Annotated in this window: 21 protein-coding genes and 1 pseudogene; 2 read left to right on the top strand and 20 right to left on the bottom strand. The window is 72.0% G+C overall.

Going from position 1 to position 25,993, the window contains the following annotated elements:
- Nucleotides 1–20: 20 nt before the first annotated feature.
- The 14 genes from REH65_RS27780 to mftA form a co-directional block, all read right to left on the bottom strand.
- Complete coding sequence (locus REH65_RS27780) at nt 21–2,123, bottom strand: hypothetical protein (protein ID WP_406689741.1); 2,103 nt, start codon at nt 2,121–2,123, stop codon at nt 21–23.
- Between the two features lie 163 nt (nt 2,124–2,286).
- Nucleotides 2,287–4,398: a hypothetical protein gene (locus REH65_RS27775; protein ID WP_406689740.1), complete on the bottom strand. Its 2,112-nt coding sequence runs from the start codon at nt 4,396–4,398 to the stop codon at nt 2,287–2,289.
- 205 nt (nt 4,399–4,603) lie between these two features.
- Entirely contained in the window at nt 4,604–5,263 is a 660-nt protein-coding gene (gene mftE / locus REH65_RS27770; protein WP_406689739.1) for a mycofactocin biosynthesis peptidyl-dipeptidase MftE, read from the bottom strand.
- Nucleotides 5,260–6,603, bottom strand: a complete 1,344-nt coding sequence (gene mftF, locus REH65_RS27765; RefSeq protein WP_406689738.1) for a mycofactocin biosynthesis glycosyltransferase MftF — start codon at nt 6,601–6,603, stop codon at nt 5,260–5,262. Before mftF ends, mftE begins: the two co-directional genes overlap by 4 nt.
- On the bottom strand, nt 6,600–7,382 hold the full coding sequence (locus REH65_RS27760) for a mycofactocin-coupled SDR family oxidoreductase (RefSeq protein ID WP_281453603.1): 783 nt from the start codon (nt 7,380–7,382) through the stop codon (nt 6,600–6,602). Before REH65_RS27760 ends, mftF begins: the two co-directional genes overlap by 4 nt.
- On the bottom strand, nt 7,379–8,200 hold the full coding sequence (locus tag REH65_RS27755) for a mycofactocin-associated electron transfer flavoprotein beta subunit (protein ID WP_406689737.1): 822 nt from the start codon (nt 8,198–8,200) through the stop codon (nt 7,379–7,381). Before REH65_RS27755 ends, REH65_RS27760 begins: the two co-directional genes overlap by 4 nt.
- 4 nt (nt 8,201–8,204) lie before the next feature.
- Nucleotides 8,205–8,492, bottom strand: coding sequence for a ferredoxin family protein (locus REH65_RS27750; protein WP_281453605.1), 288 nt, complete (start codon nt 8,490–8,492; stop codon nt 8,205–8,207).
- Nucleotides 8,493–8,504: 12 nt separating this feature from the next.
- Nucleotides 8,505–9,791, bottom strand: a complete 1,287-nt coding sequence (locus REH65_RS27745; RefSeq protein WP_406689736.1) for an FAD-dependent oxidoreductase — start codon at nt 9,789–9,791, stop codon at nt 8,505–8,507.
- The gene (locus REH65_RS27740; protein WP_406689735.1) at nt 9,784–10,710 is read right to left on the bottom strand and encodes a mycofactocin-associated electron transfer flavoprotein alpha subunit; all 927 of its coding nucleotides are present in this window, start codon (nt 10,708–10,710) and stop codon (nt 9,784–9,786) included. The genes REH65_RS27745 and REH65_RS27740 overlap by 8 nt, the downstream gene beginning before the upstream one ends.
- Entirely contained in the window at nt 10,707–12,650 is a 1,944-nt protein-coding gene (locus REH65_RS27735; RefSeq protein ID WP_406689734.1) for a mycofactocin system FadH/OYE family oxidoreductase 2, read from the bottom strand. The genes REH65_RS27740 and REH65_RS27735 overlap by 4 nt, the downstream gene beginning before the upstream one ends.
- A complete protein-coding gene (locus REH65_RS27730; protein ID WP_406689733.1) occupies nt 12,647–14,542 on the bottom strand; it encodes a mycofactocin system FadH/OYE family oxidoreductase 1 in 1,896 nt (631 codons plus the stop codon). The genes REH65_RS27735 and REH65_RS27730 overlap by 4 nt, the downstream gene beginning before the upstream one ends.
- Nucleotides 14,539–15,726 carry a mycofactocin radical SAM maturase gene (mftC, locus tag REH65_RS27725; RefSeq protein ID WP_281453610.1) on the bottom strand — a complete coding sequence of 396 codons (1,188 nt, stop codon included), beginning with the start codon at nt 15,724–15,726 and terminating at the stop codon, nt 14,539–14,541. Before mftC ends, REH65_RS27730 begins: the two co-directional genes overlap by 4 nt.
- Nucleotides 15,727–15,790: 64 nt before the next feature.
- Nucleotides 15,791–16,072, bottom strand: coding sequence for a mycofactocin biosynthesis chaperone MftB (mftB, locus tag REH65_RS27720; protein WP_281453611.1), 282 nt, complete (start codon nt 16,070–16,072; stop codon nt 15,791–15,793).
- A 2-nt stretch (nt 16,073–16,074) separates the two neighbouring features.
- The gene (gene mftA / locus REH65_RS27715) at nt 16,075–16,179 is read right to left on the bottom strand and encodes a mycofactocin precursor MftA (RefSeq protein ID WP_132673720.1); all 105 of its coding nucleotides are present in this window, start codon (nt 16,177–16,179) and stop codon (nt 16,075–16,077) included.
- A gap of 108 nt (nt 16,180–16,287) precedes the next feature.
- Between mftA and mftR the strand changes: the two genes are divergently transcribed.
- Entirely contained in the window at nt 16,288–16,872 is a 585-nt protein-coding gene (gene mftR, locus REH65_RS27710; RefSeq protein ID WP_406689732.1) for a mycofactocin system transcriptional regulator, read from the top strand.
- Nucleotides 16,873–17,073: 201 nt separating this feature from the next.
- Here mftR and REH65_RS27705 read toward each other — a convergent pair whose 3' ends face one another.
- The 5 genes from REH65_RS27705 to REH65_RS27685 form a co-directional block, all read right to left on the bottom strand.
- On the bottom strand, nt 17,074–18,198 hold the full coding sequence (locus REH65_RS27705; RefSeq protein WP_406689731.1) for an NDMA-dependent alcohol dehydrogenase: 1,125 nt from the start codon (nt 18,196–18,198) through the stop codon (nt 17,074–17,076).
- A gap of 65 nt (nt 18,199–18,263) precedes the next feature.
- A complete protein-coding gene (locus REH65_RS27700) occupies nt 18,264–19,103 on the bottom strand; it encodes a universal stress protein (RefSeq protein WP_281453614.1) in 840 nt (279 codons plus the stop codon).
- 62 nt (nt 19,104–19,165) lie between these two features.
- The gene (locus tag REH65_RS27695; protein ID WP_406689730.1) at nt 19,166–20,857 is read right to left on the bottom strand and encodes a TIGR03767 family metallophosphoesterase; all 1,692 of its coding nucleotides are present in this window, start codon (nt 20,855–20,857) and stop codon (nt 19,166–19,168) included.
- A 105-nt stretch (nt 20,858–20,962) separates the two neighbouring features.
- The gene (locus tag REH65_RS27690; RefSeq protein WP_406689729.1) at nt 20,963–21,880 is read right to left on the bottom strand and encodes an acetamidase/formamidase family protein; all 918 of its coding nucleotides are present in this window, start codon (nt 21,878–21,880) and stop codon (nt 20,963–20,965) included.
- Nucleotides 21,881–22,088: 208 nt separating this feature from the next.
- Nucleotides 22,089–24,380 carry a transketolase-like TK C-terminal-containing protein gene (locus REH65_RS27685; protein ID WP_406689728.1) on the bottom strand — a complete coding sequence of 764 codons (2,292 nt, stop codon included), beginning with the start codon at nt 24,378–24,380 and terminating at the stop codon, nt 22,089–22,091.
- Nucleotides 24,381–24,509: 129 nt separating this feature from the next.
- Between REH65_RS27685 and REH65_RS27680 the strand changes: the two genes are divergently transcribed.
- On the top strand, nt 24,510–24,992 hold the full coding sequence (locus REH65_RS27680; protein WP_406689727.1) for an Lrp/AsnC family transcriptional regulator: 483 nt from the start codon (nt 24,510–24,512) through the stop codon (nt 24,990–24,992).
- On the opposite strand, the pseudogene REH65_RS27675 reads toward REH65_RS27680, so the two are convergent.
- Nucleotides 24,957–25,992 (bottom strand): annotated as a pseudogene (locus tag REH65_RS27675) (DNA polymerase IV). The gene REH65_RS27680 and the pseudogene REH65_RS27675 overlap by 36 nt on opposite strands.
- Between the last annotated feature and the right edge of the window lies 1 nt (nt 25,993).

Genomic DNA, 25,993 nt, shown 5'->3' with positions numbered 1-25,993 from the left:
CCGCTGCTGAACCGGCCGGGCTACTGGACCGCCCAGTACCCGAAGGCCTGGAAGTCCGGGGACGGGCCGAACGGGCTCATCGGTGCCAGGCGGATCGTCAGGTCCGGGCCCGTCACCAGGTGCCCGGGGATCGTGATGACGGTCTCCGACCAGCCCTTCTGCTCCGGCTTGAGCCAGTGCTTGCCCAGGTCGGTGCCGTCGGCGTACACCCGCACGTCGCGCGCGCCGGTGTACAGGCCGGGCTTGGGACCGGTGGAGTCGTGGCGGGCGATGAGCCGCACCTGCCGACCCGGGACGAGGTCGTGGAGCGTGAACTCCTCCTCGCCGATGATGTGCCGGGCGCTGTCGACGACCTCGTGCCCACCGGTTTCGAGGGTGCGGGCCTCGGTCATCGGCTGGAACCCGGCGCGCGCGGTGTGCACCTCGTGGTCGTGGTCGGCCTCGGAGGTCATCGACCCGACGTCGACGTAGTCGCGGATGGTGCCGGTGACCGGGCGGATCGGCTCGTCACCGGTGTCGATCAGGCTCCAGTCGGCCTTGTAGACCGTCATGACCGGCAGCGACAGCACCGGGGCGCCGAGCACCCCGGCGTCGGCGAGGTGCTCCAGCTGCACGCCGTCGGGCATCCGGTCGTAGATGGCGATGTAGTCGGGCCGGTCCTCGGGCGACATCGCGCGCAGCTCCTCGTAGAGCGCGCCCATCCCGTTGAGCGCGGGCTCGGCCAGCCCGTTCGTGGTGAGACCGACGAGGTCGACGGTCGGGTGACCGCCCAGGTAGGCGGCGGCGCCGACGTCGTGAACGCCCAGCCGCGCGTCCTCCGGCAGGTTGCCCTTGGTCCAGTTGGCAAGCGCGACCACGCGCTCCCGGATGCCGCCCGAGTCCTGCACGGCGTTGTGCACCCAGGTCGGCACCGACAGGGCCGTGAACAGCGCGGCCACCGCCAGCAGCGCCACCGGGGTCTTGTCGCCCAGGCGCAGCCGCTTGCCGACCTCGATCAGGCCGATGACGGCGGCGAGCACGAACAGCGGCAGGAACGGCTGCAGGTACCGGACCTGCTGCCACAGCGCGGTTCCCATCGTGGAGATCGCGCCCAGCGCGAGGATCGTGCCGACGCCGATCGTCCAGCCGACCCAGCGGCGCGGGCCGCCGTCGCGCACCAGCACCGCCACGCCGAGCGCGGCCAGCGCGAGCGCGCCGGGGAACGCGAAGTCCTGCCGGTTGAGCCCGGCGAGGATCTCCATGAACGCCGAGAAGTTGTCCGCGGTCTTGCCCGCGAGCTCGCCGAGGCTCAGGTTCGGCATGCTCAGGTGCGACTTGGCCTGCGAGCCGTTCGGCGACGAGTGACCGGTGGTGGCCAGGTAGAACAGCAGCTGCGCTGCGATCACCGCGAACGGCAGCGCGCACCAGACCAGCGACCCGAACCGGGCGGGCAGGCTCCGGGCGCGGCGCGCGCTGACGTAGATCATCAGCGACGGCACCACCAGCAGGAACACCAGCGCTTCCAGCCGGCACAGCGCCGCCAGCGCCACCAGGACCGGGGTGAACCGGAAGACCCCGCTCGGCAGTTCCCGCACCAGCACCAGCAGCGTGCCGACCAGCAGCAACGAGGTGATCGAGACCTCCATGCCGCTGGAGGCGCCCCACAGCAGCGGCCCGCTGAGCGCCACCAGGAATCCCGCCCACGCACCGGCGACCGGACCGGCGACGCGACGGCCGAGCAGCACGACTCCCCCGGCGGTGAGCGCGTGGCAGACGACGCCGAAGAGGACGGCGACGGGCAGGAACAGCCCGCCGTGCACGCCGAGGAAGTAGAACGCGCCCAGAACCAGCACATAGAGCAGGCTGCTGGCGCCGGTGGAGATCGGGTCACCGTCGTTGTACTGCAGGAACTCGCCCTGCCCGATCTGCTTGGCGTACTGGGCGTGGATGTAGGCGTCGTCCAGCGGCGGGATGTAGCGGCCGCCGTTGTAGTGGACGTTGATCAGCACGAACGCCAACCCGGCGGCCAGCGCCACCAGCGGTACCGCCCACATCCCGATCCGGTCGAGGCGCCACCGGCGCGCGGACGCGTCCGCGCGCGTCGTCGGCTCGGCTAACTCCGGTTCGACCAGATCTTTCGTCACGCTCAACCCAACGGGTCCTTCCAGGCAGGGGTTTTCGCGCCCGCACACCTTTGGGCCGGCCCGTGCGATCGACTATAGAGGGCGGTTTTCCCGGATTCGCCGGGAGTCACCGCACAACGCGGTAATCGTTCGACACCCCGGTCACCGCCCGATAACGCGGTGCTCACTGCACGGCCCAGTAGCCGAAGGACTTGTAGTCCGGGTAGGGACCGACGAATTCCTGCGTCGCGCCCATCCGCACGGTCAGGTCCGGTGAGGTGACCAGGTGGGCGGGGATCTCGATGACCGACTCGTTCCAGCCCTTGGGGTCGGGCACCAGCTCGTGCTTGCCGAGGTCGACGTCTCCCGCGAACACCCGCACCTCGCGCATCCCGGTGTAGAAGCCGCCCTTGGGCCCGCTGGCGTCGTGCCGGGCGATGAGGTGGACGGGCCGGCCGGGTTCGAGGTGGTGCAGGGTGAACTCCTCCTCGCCCCAGATGTGCCGGGCGCTGTCGACCATCCGCCTGCCGCCGGAGTCGACGGTGCGCAGTTCGGTCATCGGCGGGAAGTCCGAGCGCGCGGCGTCGAGGTGGTGGTCGTGCGCGCGCTCGGAGTCCATCGAGCCGACGTTGACGCGGTCGCGAATCCGGCCCTGCACGGGGGTTTCCGGCTGATCACCGGAGCCGAACAGGCTCCAGTCGGTCTTCCAGACGGTGATCTGCGGGGTCGCCAGCACCGGGTCGGTGTAGACGCCCGCGGCGGCGAGCTTGTCGAGCTCGATGCCGCCGGGCATGGCGTCGTAGGCGGCGACGTAGTCCGGCAGCTTCTCGGGCGGGAGGGTGCGCAGCTCCTCGTAGAGCGAGCCCATCCCGTTGAGCGCGGGCTCGGCCAGGTCGTTGGTGGTGAGCCCGACGAGGTCGACGGTCGGGTGGCCGCTGAGGTAGGCGGCGGCGCCGACGTCGTGCACGCCCAGCCGCGCGCCTTCCGGGAGTCCGCCCTTCGCCCAGGCGGCGAGGCTGACGAGCCGTTCCCGGATGCTGGCCGATTCGACCACCATCACGTGCGCCCACAGCGGCACCGACACGGCCGTGAACAGCGCGGCGACCAGCAGGATCGCGGTGGCCGCCCGGCCGGACAGGCGCAACCACCCGACGACCGCGCCGATGCCGATCACGGTGACCAGCAGGAACAGCGGGAGGAACGGCTGCAGGTACCGGACCTGCTGCCACAGCGCGGTTCCCATCGTCGAGATCGCCCCCAGCGCCAGCACGGTGCCGATCCCGATCGTCAGCCCGACGTAGCGCCGGGCGTCGTCGTGCCTGGTCAGCGCGACCATGCCGACGGCGGCGAGCAGCAGCGCGCCGGGGAGGACGAAGTCCTGCCGGGTAAGTCCGCTGAGGATCTGCAGGAACTGCGAGAAGTTCTCGGAGGTCTTGCCGACGAACTCGCCGAGGTTGAAGTGCGGGATGCTGGTCAGCGACTTCGACTGGGAGCCGTTGGGCGAGGCGTGCCCGGTGGCCAGGCGGTAGAACAGCAGCTGCGCGCCGACGACCGCGAACGGCAGCAGGCACCAGGCCATCGCCCCGATGCGGGCGAGTCCGGCGCGGCGGCGGCAGGCGTGCATCATCAGCGGCACCAGCACGGCGAGGAACGCGAGCGCCTCCATCCGGGACAGCGCCGCCAGCGCGGCGAGCACCGGGGTCCAGCGGAAGACCGCGGTCGGCGCCTCGCGCACCACCATCAGCAGCGTTGCGACCAGCAGGAACGCGGTCAGCGTGATCTCCATGCCGCTGGTGGCGCCCCACAGCATCGGCCCGCTGAAGGCCACCAGCGCACCGGCCCAGCGGCCGGTGGTGCGGTTGACCAGGCGCTGCCCGAGCAGCAGCACCCCGGCGGCGGTGGCGGCGTGGCAGACGATGCCGAGCAGCACCGCGGCCGGCATCAGCAGACCACCGTGCATGCCGACGGCGTGCAGCGCGCCGAGGACGAGCACGTAGAGCAGGCTGCTGGCGCCGGTGCTGATCGGTTCGCCGTCGTGGAACCGCAGGAACTCGCCCTGTCCGATCTGCTTGCCGTACTGCAGGTGGATGTAGGCGTCGTCGAGCGACGGGATGTAGCGCCCGCCGTTGTAGTGCACGTCGACGACGACGAAGAGCAGTCCGGCCAGCAGCGCCCCCGCCGCCACCAGCCACACCGCGCGGTCCCGCTTCTGCCGGGGCGGGACCGCGCTCCACTCCGGTTGAGCCACATCCGTTGCTACTGCGTGCTTCTCAACGGGTTCTTTCTCAATCGTCACCCGAAAGGTCCTCTCGATCCGCCCAGCGGACGCCGCCCCCAGCGACCGTCGGACCCGACACGCACCCGAACCGGATCGCGTTGCCGGGCATGGGGTCATCCACGGTGAAATTAGCCCTCTCGGAGCAGTTTCCCGGGCCAATCGGCATAGAGGTTAGACCCGAGCGGGGGTTCTCACCGCATCCGGGGGCTCAGGCGTGTTGCATTCAATCCCAGGCGTCGACCGCGTCGATCAGGTTCTCGGTCCAGGAGCGCAGGATTCGGCGGCCCTCGGAGCCGCTCGCGCCGCGCGGGTCGCCGAGGACGCCGCTGTCGCTGACCGCGGCGGTGCCGCCGGTGCGAAGCCGGTCGATGAGCTCGGAAAGCGGTGCGGTGTTGCCGATCTCGGCCTGTTCGAGGTGCACGACGTGCGGGCGCAGGGCCAGCATCACCGAGGTCTCGGTGCGCCCGGCGTGGCTGTCGTCGGCGCGCCCGGTCGGCGACCACGCCAGCACTCGGCGGCCCTCCGCGCGCAAGGTGCGCACGGCGTTGCGCACCGGCACGGCGTTGCCGCCGTGGCAGGAGACGAGCACGACGCCGGCGAAGGCGTCGGCGGAGCGGCCGAGCTCGGTGAGCAGCAGCTCGGTGGCGGCCTGCCCGATCGACAGGGTGCCCGGGAACGCGGCGTGCTCGCCGCTGGAACCGTAGGCGACCGGCGGCGCGATCACGACGTCGCGCCGCTCGGCGAGGCGCTCGCACAGGGCTGCGGCGATGTCGGTGTCCACCGTGCAGGGCAGGTGCGGGCCGTGCTGCTCGGTGGCGCCGACCGGGACCGCGAGCAGCCGGGGCTCCCGCAGCTCCGGCCAGGTGGTCTCGCCGAGGTTCACGCCTCGCCTCCGCCGACGGGGACGCTGCTGCGCCCGCCCCGGTCGGTGAGCACCGGCCGCAGCGCGACGGTGCTGCGCTCGCGCAGCGCGCCGCGCAGCACGCCGCAACCGTAGGCGGCGTCCTCGGCGACGCGGGCGAGGGTGTGCCGCAGCGGGTCGAGCTCGCGCGGTTCGGTGAGGTGGCGAGCGGCGACGCAGGCCAGCACGAGGCGTCCGCGCTTGCTCAGCAGCAGCGGCGGGATCGCCAGCGGTGCCCACGCGCGTCCGGCGGATTCGACGAGGAGCCGTGCGGCGCCGATGTTTCCGCGCACGGCGAGGGAGATCGACTCGCGGGCGGGGATGCCGAGCGCGCCGAGCTTGCGGGTGAGCAGCACGGCGGCCGCACCGGTCACGGCCAGGGCCAGGCGGGGGCGGCCCAGGACGACGAGCAGCCAGGCCAGCGCGCTCCACAGCGACAGCCGCACCGGGGCGACGTTCTCGCCGTGTCGGCGGCCGAGCGGACCGGCCGAGCAGCCGTAGCCGTAGCGCTGCTTGAGCAGCGCGGGCCAGCTGGGGCGCGGGGCGTGCTCGACGATCGCGGCGGGTTCGTAGCGGGCCTGGTGGCGCGCGGTGAGCCGCCAGACGAGGTCGACGTCCTCGCCGAAGCGCAGCGTCTCGTCGAAACCGCCGAGTTCGGCGAGGGTTTCGGTGCGCACGAGCAGCGCGGCGGTGGGCACGTAGCTGATCCGGCTCCCCGCGCGCACCGGTCCGGGCTGCTCGCCGAGGTCCAGCGGCGAGCAGGCCCGCTCGAACCGCTCCAGAGCCGAATCCCCTCTCCTGCTGCGGACTCTCGGCGCCGCGGCGGCGACCTCGGGGTCCTCGAAGTGCCGCAGCAGCGGGTCGAGCCAGCCGGGCTCGGGGACGGTGTCGGCGTCGAGGAACGCCACCAGCGGCGTGTCGGCGAGCCGCCACCCGGCGTTGCGGGCGGCGCCCGGTCCGCGCGCGGTGTCGTGGCGGACGGCGGCGCCGGGGATCGGAGTCGGCGAGCCGTCGTCGACGACCAGCACCCGCATCCCCTCCAGCGCGTCGAGCAGTGCGCCCGGTCGCGGGCCGCGGACCGGGACGACGACCGTGACGTCGTCGGGCCCCAGGCTCGCGGTGTCGTGCTCGGGGTGCAGGACGCCGCTGCGCACCAGCCGCTGCGCGAGCGAGTTCCCGCTGGTCACGGGTTTCCCGGCCAGCCAGTCGTCGAGGAGTTCGGAGCCGCGCGCGGTGAGCCGCAGGATGCGGTACGGCGAGCCCCCGGCGACGGTCCGGCCGTCGTCGAAGCGCTGCAGGCTCGGGTCGGCCACCACTCTCACGCGGTGAACCCCCCGTCGGCGTGGACGACGGTTCCGGTGATCGCCGAGGCGCGCTCGTCGCACAACCAGCGCACGGCAGCGGCGACCTCCTCGGGTTCCAGGAGCCGGTCGACGACCTGGTGCGTCGCGAACTCCTCGACGTCGTCGAGGTCGTAGAAGGCCGCGGTGGCGGTGAGCATGTCGGTGCGGGTGGAGCCGGGCGAGACCGCCGTGGCGTTGACGCCGGTGCCCCGCAGGTCGGTGGCCAGCCCCCGGATCAGCCCGACGACCGCGTGCTTGGCCGCGTTGTAGCCGGCCAGGTGGTAGAGGCCGCGGTGCGCGGCGGCCGAGGCCAGCGCGACGAACCTGCCGGAGCGGGGTTCGGGTCGGCGCAGCATCGCCGGGACGGCGGCGCGGGCCAGGTTGGCCACGCCGCGCACGTCGACGTCGAAGAGCAGGTCCAGCTCGGCGTCGCCGGTCTCCCACAGCGGCGCGCCACCGGCCATGATCGCGGCCGCGGCCACGGCGGCGTCGAGCCCGCCGAACTCGGCCTCGGCGACCTGCACCGCCTCGGCCAGCGCGGCGGCGTCGCGCACGTCGGCGACGACCTCGCGCACCGACCCGGGGTGCTCGTCGGCGAGCGCCCGCAGCTCGTCGCGGGTTCCGAGCGAGTAGGGCACGCCGGGCAGGTCGGCGCACACGTCGAGCGCGACGACGTTCCAGCCGTCGGCGGCGAGCCCGCGCACGACGGCGGCCCCGACTCCCCTCGCGGCGCCGGTGACGAGGGCGACCCGGCTCATCCGCGGTACCCGTGACGTCGCAGGTAGCCCAGCAGTTCGTCGGCCGCCTCGGCCGGGTCGAGAGGTCCGACGACGGTGGGCGGGGTGCGGTCGACGAGCGCCCCGGTGAGCTCCAGGACCCGGTGGTGCGCGGTGTCGCCGCTCGGCGGCGGGTAGGCGCGCGCTCGCGGGGTGCGCGGGCGGGTGGAGATCACGTCGACGTCGGTGTCCGGCCGGGAGCCCGGCACGACGGTGATCTCCGCTTCCTGCGCGGCGAGCACGGCGGGCAGCGCGGCGCGGCGCAGCCGCAGGCCGCCCTCGACCGAGATCACGGCGGGCCTCGGCATCCGCAGGACCTCGCGTCCCCCGCCGTCGAGGCGGCGGTGCACCAGCACCCGGCCGCCGTCGAGCTCGACGTGGACGACGCCGAGCGCCTGGGCGGCGTCGAGGTGCGCGGCCAGGAACGCCGGGGTCGCGCCGGTACCGCCGTCGCCGGAGCGGTCGCCGCACAGCACCAGGTCGATCTCGGGCAGCGCGCGAGCGAGGCACCCTGCGGCGGAACCGTTGTGCGTCAAGGAGTTCAGCGGTGTATCTAGGTCCACGCGGGTGGCCCGGTCGGCCCCGGCGGCCAGCGCGTCCCGCAGGCCCCGCTCGGTCTCCGGCGGCCCCGCGGTGATGGCGTGGACGCTGCCGCCGGTGAGCTCGGCGAGCCGCAGCGCGTGCTCCAGCGCGGCGTGCTCGGCGGGCGTCTCGCCCCGGTGGGCGGTGCCCAGCGCCCCGGTCAGCGGGTCGACCTCGACGCCTTGCCAGGGCCGGCTCAGTGCCACTGCGATGCGCATGCGCTCAACCCCTCCGGAACACGACGCCGTTGCCGCCGTCGGGATAGGTCCAGGTGATCGCCCCGGCGTTGTTGCAGATCTGGTAGCAGGTGCCGCACTCGAAGCACTGCTCGTAGTTGAACAGGATGCCGCCGTCGCCGGTCGGCACGAACAGCTTCGCCGGGCACGCCGACACGCACGCCTGGGTGGTGCAGGACCGGCAGACCTCGGTGTCGACGGTGATGTGGGCGCGCTCGCCCACGTCGAAGTCGACCGTGCCCATGCGGTCCTCGAAGGAGATGTCTCGGTACATGGCCGCCTCTCTTCAGCCGAAGGTGCGCAGACCGGTCCAGGCGTCGGCGGCGAGCTGCCGCAGCCGGACGCCGTGACGGGCGGCGGTGTCGCGGAACAGCTTGCCCAGCCGGGGTTTCGGCGCCGGGTTGCCGACGGTGAACACCCCTTGGGCGAAGTCGCACAGCAGCTTCGGGTACTGCTGCTGCACCCGGTCGGAGAGCACCAGTTCGGGCGCGCGCTGCAGCCGCTTGTGGTCGGCGAGCACGAAGTTGCCCTCCAACCGCTCCCGGTACCCGTCGAGCCCGCCGCCGGTCTCCACGGCCTCGGCGGCGGTGCGCCCGGCGGCCAGTCCGGACCCGATCGCGAAGTTGACGCCCTCCAGCCAGATCCCGGCGGCCAGGCACATCGCCGCGGCGTCGCCGGTGACGAGCATCCCGGGCGTGGACAGCGGCGGCATGCTGCGGTAGCCGCCCTCCGGGATGAGGTGCGCGGAGTACTCCTTGAGCTCGGCGTCGCGCAGGTAGGGCGCGATCGCCGGGTGCGCCTTGAGGTCGGCGACCACGTCCTCCGGCCGCCGACCGGATTCCGCCAGGTCGCTCAGCGAGAGCACGACGCCGACGCTGACGGTGTCGCGGTTGGTGTAGAGGAACCCGCCGCCGGCGATGTCACCGGTGCAGCCGAGGATCTCGAAGTCGGCGCCCTGGTCGCCGCTGAGCTGGAAGCGCTCGTCGATGGTCTTGCGCGGCAGCGCCAGGGTCTCCTTCACGCCGAGCGTCTGGTGCTCGGGGTCGGTCCGGGGCAGCAGCCCGGCCTGCTTGGCGAGGAAGGAGTTGACGCCGTCGGCGGCGATGACGACCTCCGCGCGGATGTCGCCGTCGGGCCGGTCGGTGCGGACGCCGACGACGCGCCCGTTCTCCCGGATCACGTCGGTGGCCACCGTCGAGGTGACCAGCCGGGCCCCGGCCTCGACGGCCTTGCCCGCCAGCCAGGAGTCGAAGTCGGCGCGGAAGGTCGTCATGCCGTTGTAGGGCGCGCTGCCCCAGTCCTCGGTGCGGAAGTCGACGGTGAGCGCCTGGTGGTCGGTGAGCATCATGGTGCTGCGGCGGGTAACCCAGCGCTGCACGGGCACCTCGCGCCACCACTCGGGCAGCACCTCGTCGAGCACGCGGGCGTAGACGACGCCGCCGTAGACGTTCTTGGAGCCGGGGAACGGTCCGCGTTCGAGCAGGATGACGCTGCGCCCGGCGCGGGCGAGTTCGAGGGCGGCGGCCGATCCGGCGGGACCGGCGCCGACCACGACGGCATCGACTTCAGTCATCTCGCCTCCGGCGGTCGAGTTCGGCCAGGACGGCGGGGGCGTCGGCGATGATGCCGAGATCCGCCATCGCGGTCATCGGGCAGTGCGGGTCGGTGTTGATGCTGACGACGTGCTCGGGTCGTCCGAGGCCGCCGGTGTGCTGGGTGGCGCCGGAGATGCCGAACGCGACGTAGAGGTCGGGGTCGACGACGACGCCGGTGGTGCCGATCTGGCGATCGTGCCCGGCCCAGCCCGCGTCGGTGACCACGCGGGTTGCCCCGGCGGAGGCACCGAGCCAGGCGGCGACCTCGGTGAGCGTGCGCATCACGGCGGTCCCGTCCTCGCCCGGGCGGACGAGCCCGGCGCCGCCGCCGAGGATGCGGCGCGCTTCGGTGAGCTCGACGGTCTCGGGTTCGGGCGGGCGGACCTCGACCAGCTCGGCGTCCCGGGCGGTGCCGGGTGCCGCGTCGAGCGGGACGGGTTCGGGCGGCGGCAGCGGTGTTCCGACGCCGCGCACCCCGGGCGTCAGGGTGACGACGACGGGTCCGATGAAGCGGACGCGCACCTCCACCTGGTCGTCCACTCTGGACAGGTCGGCGGTGTCGGGGCCGCAGCGGACCGCGCCCGCGTGCAGCGCCCTCCCGGTGTCGAACGCCAAGCGGGGGGCGAGGTCTCGCCCGTCGGGCGAACCGGGCAGCAGCACCACCCGCACCTGGTCGAGCAGCGGAGCCAGCGTCGCGGCGAGCGAACCGGGCGCCACCACGGCGGTGTCGACGGTCCAGGTGCTGCGGGCGGCGGTGAGCTCCTTGGCGGCGCGGGCGGTTCCGGTTCCGGTGAGCAGCACCGCTCCCCCGGCTTCGGCGACGGTCTCGTCGGCACCGGCGGGCAGCGCGCCGTCGCGGACGACGACGATCGCGAGGGTGTCGGGCAGCGCGCTCACAGTTCCACCGCCACTCGGTGTCCTTCGATCACGGCCGCGTGCGCGCGGCGGGGCGCGAGGCAGTCCCCTGCGCGGTGCACCGGGAACGGCGCGTCGCGCAGCTCGTGCCACAGCTCGTCGACCGGGCTCTGGTGCACGGCGCACACCACCCAGTCGACGACGTGCTCGGTGGTCTCGCCGGTGGTGTGCTTGAGGATCTGCAGCGACACGCGTTCGCCGTCGGCCGAGGCGCCCATGACGACCTCGTCGGTGCGCTGGCCGATCCCCTTGGCGTCGGCGCGGATGTTGAAGGTCTCCATGTCCAGCGTGACGCCGAGGTCCTGGCAGACGACCATGCCCGGGGTGCTGATCCGCACCCGGCAGCCCCGGTCGGCCAGCAGCTCGGCGACCGAAGCGGCCTGGTGGAAGCCGAGCTCGTCGACGACGAGCACCTCGCCCTCGGGCGCGGCGTCCCCGGCGAGCACGTCCCGAACGTCCACGATCCGCTCCAGATCACCCGCCCACCACGGCTTTTGGGGCCGCGCCCCGGTGGCCAGGACGACGGCGTCGGGGTGCTCCTCGCGCAGCAGCTGCGCGGTCGCCGCGACACCGGTCTTGACGTCGACCCCGTGCCGGGCGCACTCGGCGCGCAGGTTGCGCACCACGTCGAGGAATTCGGCCCGACCGGGCACGCTCGCGGCCTGCGCGACCTGCCCTCCGGTCTCGGGCTCCTGCTCGAACAACGTCACGTGATGACCGCGCTCGGCGGCGGTGGACGCGGCCTGCAGCCCGGCGGGCCCGCCCCCGACCACGAGCACCCGGGAGCGCCTGCGCGGCATCGGCAGCGTCACCGATTCCCGCCCGGTGCGCGGGTTCTCGATGCAGCCGAGCCAGCGGTTGAGACCCATCCGGCCGACGCACTCCTGGTTGCAGGACAGGCAGGTGCGGATGTCGGTGGCGTGCCCGGAGCGGGCCTTGGCGGCGAAGTCGGCGTCGGCGATCTGGCCGCGCACCACCCCGACCAGGTCGCAATGCCCTTCCTCCAGGGCGCGTTCGGCCTGGAGCGGGTCCTTGATGCGGCCGACGCCGACCACCGGCAGGTCCACGGCCTGGCGGATGGCGTTGGAGATGAACAGCGCGTAGCCCGGCGGGATCGCCATCGACGCCTCGATCATGTACAGCGTCGAGGTGGCCACGCCGATCGAGGTGTTGATGTAGTCGACCTTGCCGGTGGCCTCGACCATCTTGGCGACCTCGACGGCCTCGTCGATCGTGGTGCCGCCCTCGATGAGCTCGTCGCCGCAGATCCGCACGCCCAGCGCCCGGTCGGGTCCGAGGGAGGCGCGGACCGCGTCGATGATCTCCAGCAGGATCCGGGCCCGGCCCGCCAGCGATCCGCCGTAGGCGTCGGTGCGCTTGTTGGTGGCGGGCGACAGGAATCCGCGCACGATCGACGAGTGCGAGCACTGCAGCTCCACCCCGTCGAAGCCGCCCTCGGCGCAGTGCGCGGCCACGGTTCCGTACCCGGCGACGACCTCGGCGATCTCGCGGGTGTCGATGGCCTTGGGGACCTCCCGGAACATCGGGTCGGGCACCGGCGAGGGCGCCCACACCGGCAGCCGGGAGTACATCGACGACGCCTGCCCGCCGTTGTGGTTGAGCTGCGCGAAGATCGGGGTCCCGTGCGCGTGCACCGCTTCGGTGATGCGCCGGTAACCGTCGATCACTGACGGGTTGAACCCGTGGATGAGCTTCTCGTACGGCCAGTCGGTGGGGTGGGTCGAGTGCTCCTCGGTGATGACGAGCCCGGCCCCGCCTTCGGCGCGCGCCGCGTAGTAGGCGGCGTGCTGCTCGGTGGGGTGCCCGTCGTGCGCGTAGTTGGTGAGGTGCGCGGAGAACACGATGCGGTTGCGCACCGTCACCGGCCCCACGCGCAGCGGGGAGAACAGGTAGCGGCTCATCGCAGACCTCCCGCCGCCCGGCGGCCTTCCAGGACCGCTTCGTGGATCGTGCGCGGCGCCACGCAGTCGCCGATCGGCAGGCCGGCGAGGCGCTGATCGGGCAACCGGTGTCCGCAGTGGACGACGGCGGCGGCCGGGCGCTCGCGGGTCTCGGCGGTGAACACGTCCTCCAGGACGACGTGCCCGTCGCGGACCTCGCGGAGCAGGGACCGCTTCTCCAGCGCCACGCCTGCCCGCTGCAGCCGGGCGTTGGCGTCGGCGAGGTCGCCGGTCAGCGCGACTTGGGTGCCCACGACCTGATCCTGCGTCACGATCGCGGTCTCCACACCGCGACCCGCCAGCAGCTCGGCGATCCCGACACCGACGAAGTCGCCGACGGGATCGTGCACCACCACCGGCCCGTCGGGCGTCCCGCCGCTGAGCAGCTCGACGACGTCGAGCACGACTCCCCCGTCGACCTTGAAGTTCCACGGCCCGGGCGCGGACCCGGTCGCCACCACGACCTCCCGCCCGTCCAGCTCGTCGGGCCCGGCCTCCGACCCGGTGCGCACCTGCACCCCGAGCCGCCGGACCTCGCCCTCCAGCCACTCGACCAACCCCAGCAACCGCCCCCGACCAGCGACTTCGGCGGCGGTGCGCGCCATGCCCCCGAGCCGTTCGTCCCGCTCGACGAGCTCCACCCGCCGCCCCCGGGACGCCAGCACCCGAGCGGCCTCCAACCCGGCGGGACCACCCCCGACCACCAGCACGGGCTCCGAGGACGCGATTTCAATGGAACTCGGGTTCCCGATCTCCATTGAAATCGGGATCTCGTCGGTTTCGTGACCGGCGGTGGGGTTGCCGATGCAGGTGACGAGGGGGTTGCGGTTGTCGCGGACGGAGCACTTCTGGTTGCAGAGCACGCAGGGTCGGACCGGTACGCCTTCGCGGGTCTTCGCGACGAGGTCCGGGTCGGCGATCTGGGCTCGGGTCATCTCGACGAGGTCCGCGACGCCGTCGTCGAGGGCCCACTGGGCCTGGCCGGGGTCGACCACGCTGCCTTGCAGGACCACCGGCGTGTCACCGGCGGATTCCCGGATGCCCCGGCAGAGGTCGATGTTGAAGCCGGGTTCGGTGTGCAGGTCGGGACGGGTGGCCGAGGTGCCCATCGCCGAGCCGCGGACGACCGCGAGGTAGTCGACTTCGTCGCGGATCGACTCGACGATCCCGGCGGCGGCCTCGGGGGTGATCCCGGCCCAGGGCGCGAGTTCGTCGCAGGACAACCGCAACCCCAGCACGCCGTCGCCGATCGCCTCGCGGACGGCGGCGACGACCTCCCGCAGCAGGCGGGTGCGGTCGGCGCCGTAGTCGTCGCCGCGCTGGTTGGTCAGCCCGGACAGGAACTGCCGCAGCAGCGAGAACTGCCCGGCGTTGAGCTCGACCCCGTGCAGCCCGCTGTCGACGGCGAGCCTGGCCGCGTCGGCGAAACCGCCCACCAGCGCGGAGATCTCGGGCTGCTCCATCTCCATCGGCATCTCGCGGCTGGCCACGTCGGCCACCCGCGACGGCGCCCACAGCACCTGCTGCGAGAACGCCGAGGAGCCCTGCGACCCCGAGTGCCCGAGCCCGGCCAGCACGACAGTCCCGTGTGGACGGCAGGCCTCGGCCACCGCGGCCCAGCCGGGGCCGCACCGCGACGCCAGCGGGGCGCGTTCGTAGGGCCGGTCCGAGTCGTGGACGCTGGCGACCTCGGTGACCAGCACGCCGGTCCCACCGGCGGCGCGAGCCGCGTAGTAGGCGACGTGCCGGTCCGAGATGTCCCGCTCCCGGCCGAGATTGGTCTCGTGCGGCCCGAACAGGACGCGCGACGGTGCCGCGGCCCGGCCGAGCCGGACCGGGTGGACGAGTTTCACCGCTCGCTCACCAGCGGAGACGAGTCGCACGGCTTGGCGGGCACGGCGGGCATGCCCAGCCCGACCTTGCGCCGCGAGGAGCGCGAGTGGTCCTGGGTGGACTTCGGCAGCACGCTCTTGTCCACGATGGACAGCGCGGACTGACCGTGGCCCTGCACGCACTCGGGATCGGGCCCGTCCAGCGGCAGTCCGGTGAAGAACTTCGCCGCCATGCACCCGCCCTGGCACGCGTCGTAGTGCGAGCAGGACGCGCAGGCGCCCGCCGACTGCGGTTGCCGCAGGTCGTTGAACAGCTCCGACTCCCGCCACACGCGGGCGAAACCGCCCTCCTCGCGGACGTTGCCGCCCTTGAACACGTCGTGGATGGCGAACGGGCACGCGTAGACGTCGCCGACCGGGTCGATCAGGCACACCACCCGCCCCGCGCCGCATAGGTTCAGCCCCGGCAGCGGGGTCGATCCCAGCGCGTTGAGGTGGAAGAACGAGTCACCGGTGAGCACCTGGTCGCCGTGGGCCACCAGCCAGTCGTAGATCTGGCGCTGCTGCGCGTCGGAGGGGTGCAGCTCGTCCCACACGTCGGCGCCGCGCCCGGAGGGCCGCAGCCGGGTGATGCGCAGCTGCGCGCCGAAGCGGTCGGCGATGGCCTTGAAGTCGTCGAGCTGGTCGACGTTCTGGCTGGTCATCACCACCGAGATCTTGAAGTCGCGCATGCCCGCGTCGGAGAGGTTCTGCAGCGCCGTCATCGCCATGTCGAACGATCCGGGCCCGCGCACGGCGTCGTTGACCTCGCGGGTCGCGCCGTCGAGGGAGATCTGCACGTCGACGTAGTCGGTGGCAGCCAGCCTGCGGGCGCGCTCGGGATCGATGCGCAGGCCGTTGGTGGAGAACTTGACGCCGACCTGGTGGTCGATGGCGTAGTCGAGCAGTTCCCAGAAGTCCGGGCGCACGGTGGGTTCCCCGCCACCGACGTTGACGTAGAAGACCTGCATGCGCTGCAGCTCGTCGATGACGGCCTTCATCTCGTCGGTCGAGAGCTCGTTCGGGTCGCGTCTGCCCGATGAGGACAGGCAGTGCTCGCAGGCGAGGTTGCAGGCGTAGGTCCATTCCCAGGTCAGGCAGATCGGGGCGTCCAAACCGCCCTTGAACTGCTCGACCAGCGGGAGAACCGGTGCTGTGGTGGTCATTCTCGGCTCACTTCCAACCGGACGTCGCTGTCGGGCCAAGGAGTCGGGTTCTCGGGAGGGCCTGCTACTCCGCTTCCGCCTGCGGGCGGATCATGTCGGAGGCGGCGAGGGAGGCCAGGGCCTTGCGGAACTGCGGCCGGCGCTGCTCGGGGAGGGTTTCCAGCGCGTCTTCGACGCTGGGGTGCTCACCGAGTTCGCGGACGAGGTCCACCAGTTCGGGAACTTTCAGGAACGACAGCTTCCGGTTGCCGAAGTGGTACGCGAGCGCCCCGAAGGGTTCGGGGCGCAACGCGACCTGCGGATTCAACCGGTAGCCGCGGCTGATGTCGAACTCCGCGGCGGCCACGGTCAGTAGACCCCGCACATCCCGTCGATGGAGACCTCCTCGACGAGGAGCTCTTCCTCGACGACGGGCTCGTTCCCGGTGCTCTGTTCGATCTGCTGGTCAGCCATGTGCGATGCTCCTCACAGTGTCGAGCTACCATCGACACGGTATTTGCACCCAGTGCACTTTCACAAGACGTGGAGCGGAATTCCTTGCGGCCTGACACATCTGGAGCAGTGCAGCGACCCGGCGGACGCCGAAAGGTCACCACCGCAGCGGAATTGGAGCAGGTCGCGTTCGACCTGTTCGACGAACAGGGATTCGACCGCACCACGGTCAGCGACATCGCCGCCGCGGCGGGCATCGCGCGGCGCACGTTCTTCCACTACTTCCCGTCGAAGAACGACATCCCGTGGGGGGACTTCGACTCCGGTTTGGACCGGATGCGCGCCGAGTTCCGCGCGCTACCGGGGGACCTCCCGCTGATGGACGCGGTGCGGCACTGCCTGGTCGAGTTCAACCGGGTGCCCGCCGAGCAGGTCCCGGACCACCGCAGGCGGATGCGGTTGATCCTGGGAGTCCCCGCGCTGCAAGCGCATTCGACGCTGCGCTTCGAGTCGTGGCGCGAGGTGGTGGCCGAGTTCGTCGGCCACCGCCTCGGCCAGCCGTCCACCGCGCTGACCCCGCAGACCATCGCGCACGCCTCCCTCGGCGTGGCGCTGTCGGCGTACCAGCACTGGCTGGACCACCCCGAGCAGGAGCTCTCCGACCTGCTCGACACGGCCATGCGCGAACTCGCGCTCGCACACACCGATCAGTAGGCATCAATCCATGCGGCGGAGCCGCATTCTCCTCCACCACCCGAGCAACCCGCACCGCCGCGGGTTCTGAGCGCCTTCGTGGCGAGTACGCCGGGACGCCGTGTATTGGCATACATCAGGAGCGCGGCGCACGGAGTCCACGGAGGCGCTCAGGTTCCGCCACCCGCACCGCCACGCAGGTCGACCACCAAACAAGATTTCTCAGTAGTCGGCGTCGGTGTAGCGGATGATCCCTCGCATGTTCTTGCCGGCCATCATGTCCGCGTAGCCGGTGTTGATGTCTTCCAGCTTGTACTCCGTGGTGATGAGCTCGTCGAGCTTGAGCGTGCCGTTGCGGTAGTGCTCCAGCAGGCGCGGGATCTGGGTGCGCGGGCTGACGCCGCCGAAGATCGCGCCCTGCAGCCGCTTCTGCAGCAGGGTGAGCTCGAACAGCGAGACCTGGGCGTCGATCTGGTCGGCGCGGCCCATGCCGGTCACCACGACCTGGCCGCCCTTCTTCGTCATCGACAGCGCCGGTTGCAGGTGCTCACCGGTGGTCTCGCCGATGCAGATCAGCACGCTGTCGGCCAGCTGCCCCCAGGTCAGGTCGCCGACCGCCGCGTGCGCCTCCTCCATGCTCGCGAAGGAGTGCGTGGCGCCGAGCTCCTCGGCCTTGGTGCGCTTGAACTCCACCGGGTCGACGGCCACGACGTAGCGGGCACCGGCGGCCGCCGCGCCCTGGACGGCGTTGATGCCGACGCCACCGCAGCCCACAACGACGACGGTGTCGCCGGTGCGGGTGTCGCCGATCTCGGTCGCGGTGCCCCAGCCGGTGGACACGCCGCAGCCCAGCAGCGCCGCCTTCTCCAGCGGGATGTCGTTCTCGATGGTCTGCACCGACGCCTGGTTGACCGTCACGTACGGCGCGAAGGTGCCCAGCAGGCACATCGGAGCGGCGGGTTTGCCCTGGTAGGTGATGCGGTGGCCACCGGAGATGGCCTCACCGGAGAGCAGTCCCGCGCCCGCGTCGCAGAGGTTCTGCATGCCCTTGGCGCACGCCCGGCATCTCCCGCACCCGGGGATGAAGGTGAGCACCACGTGGTCGCCCTCCTCGATCCCGGAGACCCCGGGACCGACCTTGGTGACGACGCCGGCGCCTTCGTGACCACCGACCGCGGGGTAGATCGCCATCGGGGTGGCACCGGTGCGCAGGTGCTCGTCGGAGTGGCACAGGCCTGAGGCCGCTAGCCTCACCTGCACTTCGCCCTCGATCGGATCGCCCAGTTCGATCTCCGCGATTTCCCAGTCTTTGCCCGGCTCGTGCAGGATTGCGGCCTTCGTCTTCATAACCACTCCTCGTCGAGTGCGGAAGAACATGCGCATCCGAGAATGAGAACCCGGTCACAGCGAAGTCAAGGACGTGAGCGCACGATCAGAAGCGGTGCCGGAGCGTGGTGGATCAGCTTGTGGCTGGTCGATCCCAGGTGCGCCCCGGCGACACCACCGCGGCCGTGGGCCCCGACGACGACCAGCTGTGACTCGGTCGAGTGATTGATGAGCGCGGCGACCGGCGAGCCGCGTCCCACCACCCGTTCGACGGCGACGTTCGGGAAGCGCTCCTGCCACCCCGCCATGATCTCGGCGAGGAACAGCTGTTCCTTCTCCGCGACCTCCTCGGCGGGCAGCCTGCTGCGCAGCCACATCATGTCGATGCCGACGACTTCCCAGGTGTGCACGACGTGCAGGGGTTCGCCGAGCGAGTCGGCGAGCCGGAACGCCTCGGCGAGCACCGGAGCCGCCGATTCCGCGTCGTCGACGCCCACGACGACGGGCCCGGCGGTGGGGAACGTCGGCGGGTCGCCGACGTCCGGGACGACGGCGACGGAGCCGAGGGCGTGCGCTGCGACCTTGACGGCGACCGCCCCGGCCAGCAGGCCCGTGAACCCGCCGAAGCCGCGGTCGCCGACGACGACCAGTTCGGCGGCGGCCGACTCGGCGACGAGCACCCGCTCGGGTGAACCGGGCAGTGCCGCGGTGCTCACCTTCGCGTCGGGTTGCTGGGCCTGGGCGTGCTCGGCCGCGTCGGCGAGCCAGCGGGTGACCTGGGCGCGCACGTGGTCTTCCCCGGCGTGCGCGGTCGGATCCGCGTAGACCATCCGCAGCTCGCAGCCGCGACGCACGGACTCGCGCGCCGCCCAGGCGGCGGCGTTGCGCGCGACCGCCGAACCGTCGACACCCACCACGACGTTCATCCCGGCCTCCCCCGGTCGATCCCTCCCAGGGTGCGCGACGAGGGCGGCGGGCGCCTTCCGGATCAGCGGGGCAGGCGGCCCGGCAGCAGCAGTTCGGTGTTGCGGTCGGTGTGGTCGCCGAGCTGGTCGAGGTCGGCGTTGGGGTCGTTGAACGACAGCTCCCGGTACAGCGCGGCGAGCCCTGCGGGTGAGCGGTCGTCGTAGTCGGCCTGGTACGGGCTGTCGGCCTCGATCAGGGTGGTGAACAGCGAGATCGTGCCGTCGCGGTTGTCGGCGATCTCGATGACCCGGGCCAGCTGCGGGTAGTCGACGTGCGAGGCGGTGTTGATCTCCCAGAAGGCGCGTTCGGGGTCGTCGGCGCCGTGCGGGGTGATGGTGTTGCGGTGCGTGTGACCGTTGACCCAGGCCAGGACGTTGGGGAAGCGCTGCAGCAGACGCACGACGCCGTCGCCGCCGACGCGGGGTTCGCCGGGCGAGCGGAAGTCGGGCCACAGCGCGGTCATCGTGCCGGACGTGTGGTGGCTGAACAGCACGAACAGCTCGTCGGTGACGTGCTGGGTCTGCTTGCGCCCGATCGCGTCGTAGTAGGTGGAGCTGCCGCGGGTGAGCACGTCGTCCAGCCAGCGGTACTGGTCGAGGCCGAGCGAGCCCTCGGCGAGCCCGGCGGTGTTGGTGGAGTCCATCGCGATGCCGGTGACGCCGGGCGCGATCCGGAAGGTGTAGTGCGGCTTGGGGTCGGCGGCGTCGAAGCCGTGGCCGACCGGGCCTGGGCCGGTGCGGGCCTCGTCGAGGTGGGCGGCGATGAACTCCTCGGTGGTGAACGGGTGCCGCCGCTGGTCGGGGGTCACGGTGCGCACGACGGTGTTGCCGCCGAGGATCGTCCGCCCGGAGACCTCGCGTCCGCCGCGCAGCATCTCGGCGACGGCGGCTGCTTCGCGCTCGTCCCGGCCGATGATCTTGCGGTCGCCGGTGTACCAGTCGTTGACGCGCGGGATGACCTGGTCCGCGAGGGTGCCCATGACGCTGTTGTCGTGGTTGCCGAACACCGCGTACCAGGGGATGTCCAGCCCCGGGCCGGCGAAGGGGCGCAGCGCGTCGGTCAGCAGTCCGGGCAGCACCGGGAACCCGCGCTCGCGGTAGCGGTCGTCGATCCCGCCCTCGGGGTGCCAGTACAGCGGGTCGCCGGAGTCCTGGACGCCCTCGTAGTGCGCGGCGCCGGTGTTCTGGGCGATCGGGCCGCCGTTGAGGACGGCGAAGTACCAGTCGAGCTCGGCGCGCTCGTGGTTGTCGGTGCTGTCGCCGGTGGTGATCATGAAGTCCATCGGGTGCCCGGTGACCGGACCGGTGCGCAGCTGGTTGACCCGCTGCACGAGGTGCGCGGCGGCCAGCGCGCCCAGCGTCTCCTGCGGCCGGAAGGCGCCCCCGGCCAGCGGGTGCAGGTACTCGAAGCGGGCTGGGCTCTGGGCGTCGGTGATGTGCAGGTCGGTGAACTGCGTGAACGCGGTGACCGGGACGCGGCGGTCGATCCGGCCGGGGTCGGCGACGGCGAGGTCGGTGCGCACGATCTGCGGCCAGCCCGGGCCGGCGATCAGCCGTCGGTAGCCCTCGCCGGGGGCGGGTTGGGCGGCCACGTCCAGGGTCGTTCGCGCTGGTGCGGCGCTCGCGGTGCCGCTGAGTCCGAGCGCCGCACCCGTCATGCCTACGCCCGTCATGCCCGCGGCCAGCATGAAGCCGCGCCTGCTCAAGTCCGTCATGTCGGTCCTCTGATCAGCCGGGAACTGATCAGAAAATCTTTCATGTTCAACGCATGCGAAACACCACAGTTCAGGTGAAAATCCGACGAACGGCGGCGAAACGGATCAGCGCAGCACGCCGGTCGGCAGCACCGCGTGCGCGCCCCAGGTCTCGTTGGCGATCTGGGTGATCCGCATGTCGACGGTGGTGCTCGCCAGCGCGAGCGCGGAGGGCCGGTCGAGGGCCTGCTCGATCTGCAGCCAGTCGACCATCGCGCTCAGCGCCGTGGCGGTGGCCTCGTTGAGGTCGGCGTCGAAGCCGAAGGTGACCAGGCCGCCCGGGGTTTCGGCGTGGATGCCCGGCACCGGCCGGTCCACGACCAGGTCCAGCCGGACCCGCGTGGTCATGCCGCACTCGATGGCCGTGCCGCCGACCTCCCCGTCGCCTTGGCGCGCGTGCCCGTCGCCGAGCAGCAGCATCGCGTCCGGCACCGTCACCGGCAGGTACAGCGTCGACCCGGCCACCAGCTCGCGGCAGTCGATGTTGCCGCCGCCCTCGGACCGCGGCGGGATCGTCGAGTGCTCACCCGGTTCCGCGGGCGGCATCCCCACCACCCCGAGGAACGGCGCCAACGACACCCGATGCCCGTGCTGATCGGTCCCGGTCTCCCCGTCGAGCTCCCACAACAACCACGCCCGCTCCGCCTCGGCCACCCGGAGCCGACGCGTCAACCAGGTGTCCTTGCCTGCGGCCGCGGTCCACCCCCACCCGGCAGGCGTGATCTCCTCGAAGTGCACGGCCAGCACCATCCCCGGCTTCGCCCCGCGCACCGCGATCGGCCCGGTCAGGCAATGCCCCCGCCGCCCGGGGAACGCCCGAGGCCGCTCCTCTCCCGGCACCCGCTGCCGCTCCAGGTGCCCCGCGCAGTCCAACGACTCCACGGTCACCACGTCCCCGGCTCCGACGCTCACCGCGGGAGCGCTGTCCCGGTTGAACACGTCGACGAGATTCCCGCCCTCAGCCCGAACCTCGAAAGAACCCACCGCGAAACCTCCACCCCTGAGAACCCCCACCACCCAACCAGGGCGAACTCCCCCAGCCAAGTGACGATCCCCACCCACCACGACGAGAACCGCGACATTCGTCGTGTCGAAAACCCCGGTTTTCGCGTCGCGAAAACCGGGGTTTTCGACGTGAGAACACCCGATGAGGTGGTTTGGGGGTGTCGGGGTACGACCGCACCAACGGTTCTCAGCGGTGGATGAGGTCCAGGGCGGAGCTGATGATGGTGTCGGTGTCGAGGCCGTGGTGGCGGTAGACGTCGTCGAGGGAACCGGACTGGCCGAAACCGGTGACGCCCAAGTGGATCGAGCGGGTCCGGTTGATCCCGGCGAGGAAGGCCAGTGCGTGCGGGTGTCCGTCGAGGACGGTCACCATCGGGCGGGCTCGGTCGGCCGGGAAGACCTGGTCGAGGATCGTGCGGTCGGCGTCGCCGCGGTGGGCGCGGAAGAGCAGGTCCGGGCTGGTCACGCAGAGGACGTCCGCGTCGACGCCCTGCTCGGCGAGGCGGTCGGCGGCGGCCAGCGTCTCGGTCATGAGCGCGCCCATGCCGACCAGCGTCACCTGCGGGTCCGCGGCGCGGCGCAGCGCGTAGGCGCCGCCGACGACCTGCCTGCGACGGCGTTCCCGGGCCGCGGGATCGGTCGGCACCGACGCCAGCGACTGGTCCACCGGGCGCGTCGACAACCGCAGGTAGGACGAGGACCCGCCGGGCTTGCCGAGCTGGGACATCGCCGCGAGCAGGCACCACTCGGTGTCGACGGCGAACGCGGGCTCGTAGCTGGTCACGCCCGGCTGCTCCAGCCCGATCGACGGCGTGCCGACCGACTGGTGCGCGCCGCCCTCCGGCGCCAGGCTCACCCCGGACGGGGTGCCGACCAGGATCGACTGGCCGCCGCCGTAGACGCCGAACGACCACGGTTCCAGCGCCCGCCCGAGGAAGCAGTCGTAGACCACCCCGATCGGCAGCAGCGGCTGACCCCAGCGGCTCCACGTCGAGCCGAGCTCGCCGAGCAGGCTCACCAGGTTCGTCTCGGCGATGCCGAGCTCGATGTGCTGTCCCGCCGGGCGTTCCCGCCAGTGCAGGATCGTCTCGGCGTCGTCGGCGAACCAGTCGACGCGCTCCGACGGCGACCACACGCCGACCTTGTTCAGCCAGCCGCCGAGGTTGGTGGTGGAGCTGACGTCGGGCGCCAGCGTCACGATCCGCTCGGCGGCCTCGGGGGATTCGCGGGTCAGGTCCAGCAGCGTGCGCCCCAGCGCGGCCTGGGTCGTGGTGGTGCCGCTGGGGGTGCGGCCGATGTCGGCGGGCAGCCGCGGCGGCTTCACCCGAGCCCGCTCGCGACGCCTCAGTCGGGAAGCCGTTGCGGCGCAGAGCTTCCCGGCCGGGCTGTCGTCGGCGAAGCGGTGCCACGGGTCGTCGAGGTCGGCGCCGACCTGCGCGGCCAACTGCCGCATCTGGTCCTCGCCGAGCAGCGAACCGTGGTTCTGCGGGTGCCCCTCGGTGGCCAGGCCGTAGCCCTTGATGGTGTAGGCGAAGATGACGGTGGGGCGGGTGTCGTCGATGGCCTGGAACGCCGAGTCCAGCGCGTCGAGGTCGTGGCCGCCGAGGTTGCGGATCGCCACCGCCAGCGTCTCGTCGTCCACATCGGACAGCAGGCGCTCGATCGCGCTGTCCCCGGCGGGAATCCGCGCGCGCAGCTCCTGCGGGGTGCAGCGCAGCAGGCGCTGGTACTCGGGGTTGCTCATGCCGTCGATGCGCTCGCGCAGCGCAGCGCCCCCGGGCCGGGCGAACAACTCCTCCAGCACCTGGCCGTACTTGAGCGTGATCACCTGCCAGCCGGCGGCGGTGAACATGCCCTGCAGCCGGTTCGCGGCGATGTTGGGCACGACGCGGTCCAGCGACTGCCGGTTGAGGTCGACGATCCACACGACCTCGCCCAGGTCGGCGACGGTCGGGTCGAGGATCGCCTCCCAGCAGGCGCCTTCGTCGAGCTCGGCGTCGCCGAGCAGCGAGTACTGGCGTCCGGTGCCCGCCCCTCCGCCGTGGGTGTCGACGTAGCGGCGGGCCACGGCACCCCAGATCGGCGCGGTGGCGCCGATGCCGACCGAGCCGGTCGAGTAGTCGGCCGGGTCGGGGTCCTTCGTGCGGCTCGGGTAGCTCTGCACGCCGCCGAACTCGCGCAGCGTCGTCAGGTGCTTCTCGTCGAGCGATCCGAGCAGGTAGTTGATGGCGTGCAGCACCGGCGAGGCGTGCGGCTTGACCGACACCCGGTCGGCGGCGGTGAGGTGCTCGAAGTACAGCGCGGTCATGATCGACACCATCGAGGCGCAGGACGCCTGGTGCCCGCCGACCTTGAGCCCGGTGCTGTTCGGCCGGACCCGGTTGGCGTGGTCGATCATCGCGGTGGCCAGCCACAGCACCCGCTGCTCGACCTCGCGCAGATCCGCCGTCTCGGTGCGCGCCGGTACCACGCTCGTCATCACGCCTCCTCGCGTTGCCACATTGCGCTCAGAAGAACACCAAGGCAACAATCACTGCACAAGACCTGGTCGCGGAATCGAGCAATCTGCTCACGACACCGGGCCGGAACGACCGACGAGGTGAACAGATTGCCCACCGCCGAGCCGCTCGACGACATCGACATCCGCTTGCTGCTGGCGCTGCAGGACGAGCCGCGCGCGACCGTGGTGGCGCTGGCCGATCGAGTCGGGTTGTCCCGCAACACCGTTCAGGCTCGGCTGGCGAAGCTGGAACCGCGACTCGGCGCGTTCGAACGCCGCATCGACCCGAGCACCCTGGGTTACCCGCTGACGGCGTTCATCACCGTCCAGGTCACCCAGCAGCACCTCGACCGGCTGGCCGCCGAGCTGGCCGAGATCCCGGAGGTCGTGGAGGTCTTCGGCCTCACCGGCGACTCGGACCTGCTGGTGCGCGTGGTGGCCACCGACGCCGACCAGCTGTACCGCATCGCGGGCCGCATCCTCGACACCCCGGGCGTGGAGCGCACGAACTTCTCCCTGGCGATGCGCACCCTGGTCGAGTTCCGCCTGACCCCGCTACTCGCGGACAAGCTCCGCGCGGACTCCCAGTAGCCGCACCGGCCGGTCCAGCGGGAAGCGGCCGAGGGCCTCCTGAGCTGCGATGTCGATGGGTTCGAAGTCGCGGGTGGGGGCGGCGAGGGTGACGCCGTGGGTGTGGGTGCCGAAGCGGGAGTCGCGGACCTTGACCACCACGCGGCGGGCGAGGGTGTCGTCGGCGGCGAGGTCCTCGGAGACCTGGCGGGACAACCGGGTGATCTCGGCGCGCATCGGCTCGACCTCCCGCAGGTCGCGCTGGAAGGTGACCTCGCGGCCGTGCGAGCGGGCCCGGAACGGCTCGTCGCTGACCGGGCTGGAGTCGTAGCCGTGCGCGAGCGCCACCAGCCACGGGCCGATGTTGGGCCCGAACTCGCCCGCCAGGTCGGCCATCGGGGTGCGGGCCAGCTCGGCGACGGTGGCGATGCCGCGGGCGGCGAGCTTCTTGGCGGTCTTGGCGCCGACGCCCTGCAGCGCGTCGGTTGGCTTGTCGGCCATCACCTCGACCCAGTTGGACGTCGAGGCGGAACACCCCGGCGGGTTTTCCCATGCCGGAGGCCAGTTTCGCGCGCAGCTTGTTGTCGCCGATGCCGATCGAGCAGTTCAGCGCGGTCCGCTCGCGCACGTAGCGCTGGACGTAGCGGGCGGTGTCGAGGGCGTCGTCGGTGTCGACGAGCATGAACGCCTCGTCCCAGCCGATGACCTCCAGGAGTCCGCCGAGCTCGCCGAGCGCGGTCATCACGTCGGCGGAGGCCGCCAGGTAGGTCTCGCGGTCGGCGGGCAGGAACACCGCTTCCGGGCAGCGCGCCGCGGCCGTGCGCAGCGGCGTTCCCGACTTCACGCCCCGGGCGCGGGCCTCGTAGGAGGCACCGGCGACCACGCCGCGCTCGGTCGGATCGCCCGAGCCGCCGACCAGCACCGGTTTGCCGGCCAGGTCGGGGTGCCGCAGCAGTTCCACGGCGACGATGAACTGGTCGAGGTCGATGTGCAGCACCACCCGTTCCACGCCGATCAGCATC

The sequence above is a fragment of the Saccharopolyspora sp. ID03-671 genome, from assembly GCF_045278815.1.
Classification (GTDB): domain Bacteria; phylum Actinomycetota; class Actinomycetes; order Mycobacteriales; family Pseudonocardiaceae; genus Saccharopolyspora; species Saccharopolyspora ipomoeae.
This window is presented reverse-complemented; position numbering and strand designations above follow the sequence as displayed.

Excerpts from the sequence above, each read along its gene's own strand:
- REH65_RS27760 (WP_281453603.1), bottom strand. The coding sequence starts at position 7,382 with ATGAGCCGGGTCGCCCTCGTCACCGGCGCCGCGAGGGGAGTCGGGGCC.
- REH65_RS27755 (WP_406689737.1), bottom strand. The coding sequence starts at position 8,200 with ATGCGCATCGCAGTGGCACTGAGCCGGCCCTGGCAAGGCGTCGAGGTC.
- REH65_RS27750 (WP_281453605.1), bottom strand. The coding sequence starts at position 8,492 with ATGTACCGAGACATCTCCTTCGAGGACCGCATGGGCACGGTCGACTTC.
- REH65_RS27745 (WP_406689736.1), bottom strand. The coding sequence starts at position 9,791 with ATGACTGAAGTCGATGCCGTCGTGGTCGGCGCCGGTCCCGCCGGATCG.
- REH65_RS27735 (WP_406689734.1), bottom strand. The coding sequence starts at position 12,650 with ATGAGCCGCTACCTGTTCTCCCCGCTGCGCGTGGGGCCGGTGACGGTG.
- mftC (WP_281453610.1), bottom strand. The coding sequence starts at position 15,726 with ATGACCACCACAGCACCGGTTCTCCCGCTGGTCGAGCAGTTCAAGGGC.
- mftA (WP_132673720.1), bottom strand. The coding sequence starts at position 16,179 with ATGGCTGACCAGCAGATCGAACAGAGCACCGGGAACGAGCCCGTCGTC.
- REH65_RS27705 (WP_406689731.1), bottom strand. The coding sequence starts at position 18,198 with ATGAAGACGAAGGCCGCAATCCTGCACGAGCCGGGCAAAGACTGGGAA.
- REH65_RS27700 (WP_281453614.1), bottom strand. The coding sequence starts at position 19,103 with ATGAACGTCGTGGTGGGTGTCGACGGTTCGGCGGTCGCGCGCAACGCC.
- REH65_RS27695 (WP_406689730.1), bottom strand. The coding sequence starts at position 20,857 with ATGACGGACTTGAGCAGGCGCGGCTTCATGCTGGCCGCGGGCATGACG.
- REH65_RS27685 (WP_406689728.1), bottom strand. The coding sequence starts at position 24,380 with ATGACGAGCGTGGTACCGGCGCGCACCGAGACGGCGGATCTGCGCGAG.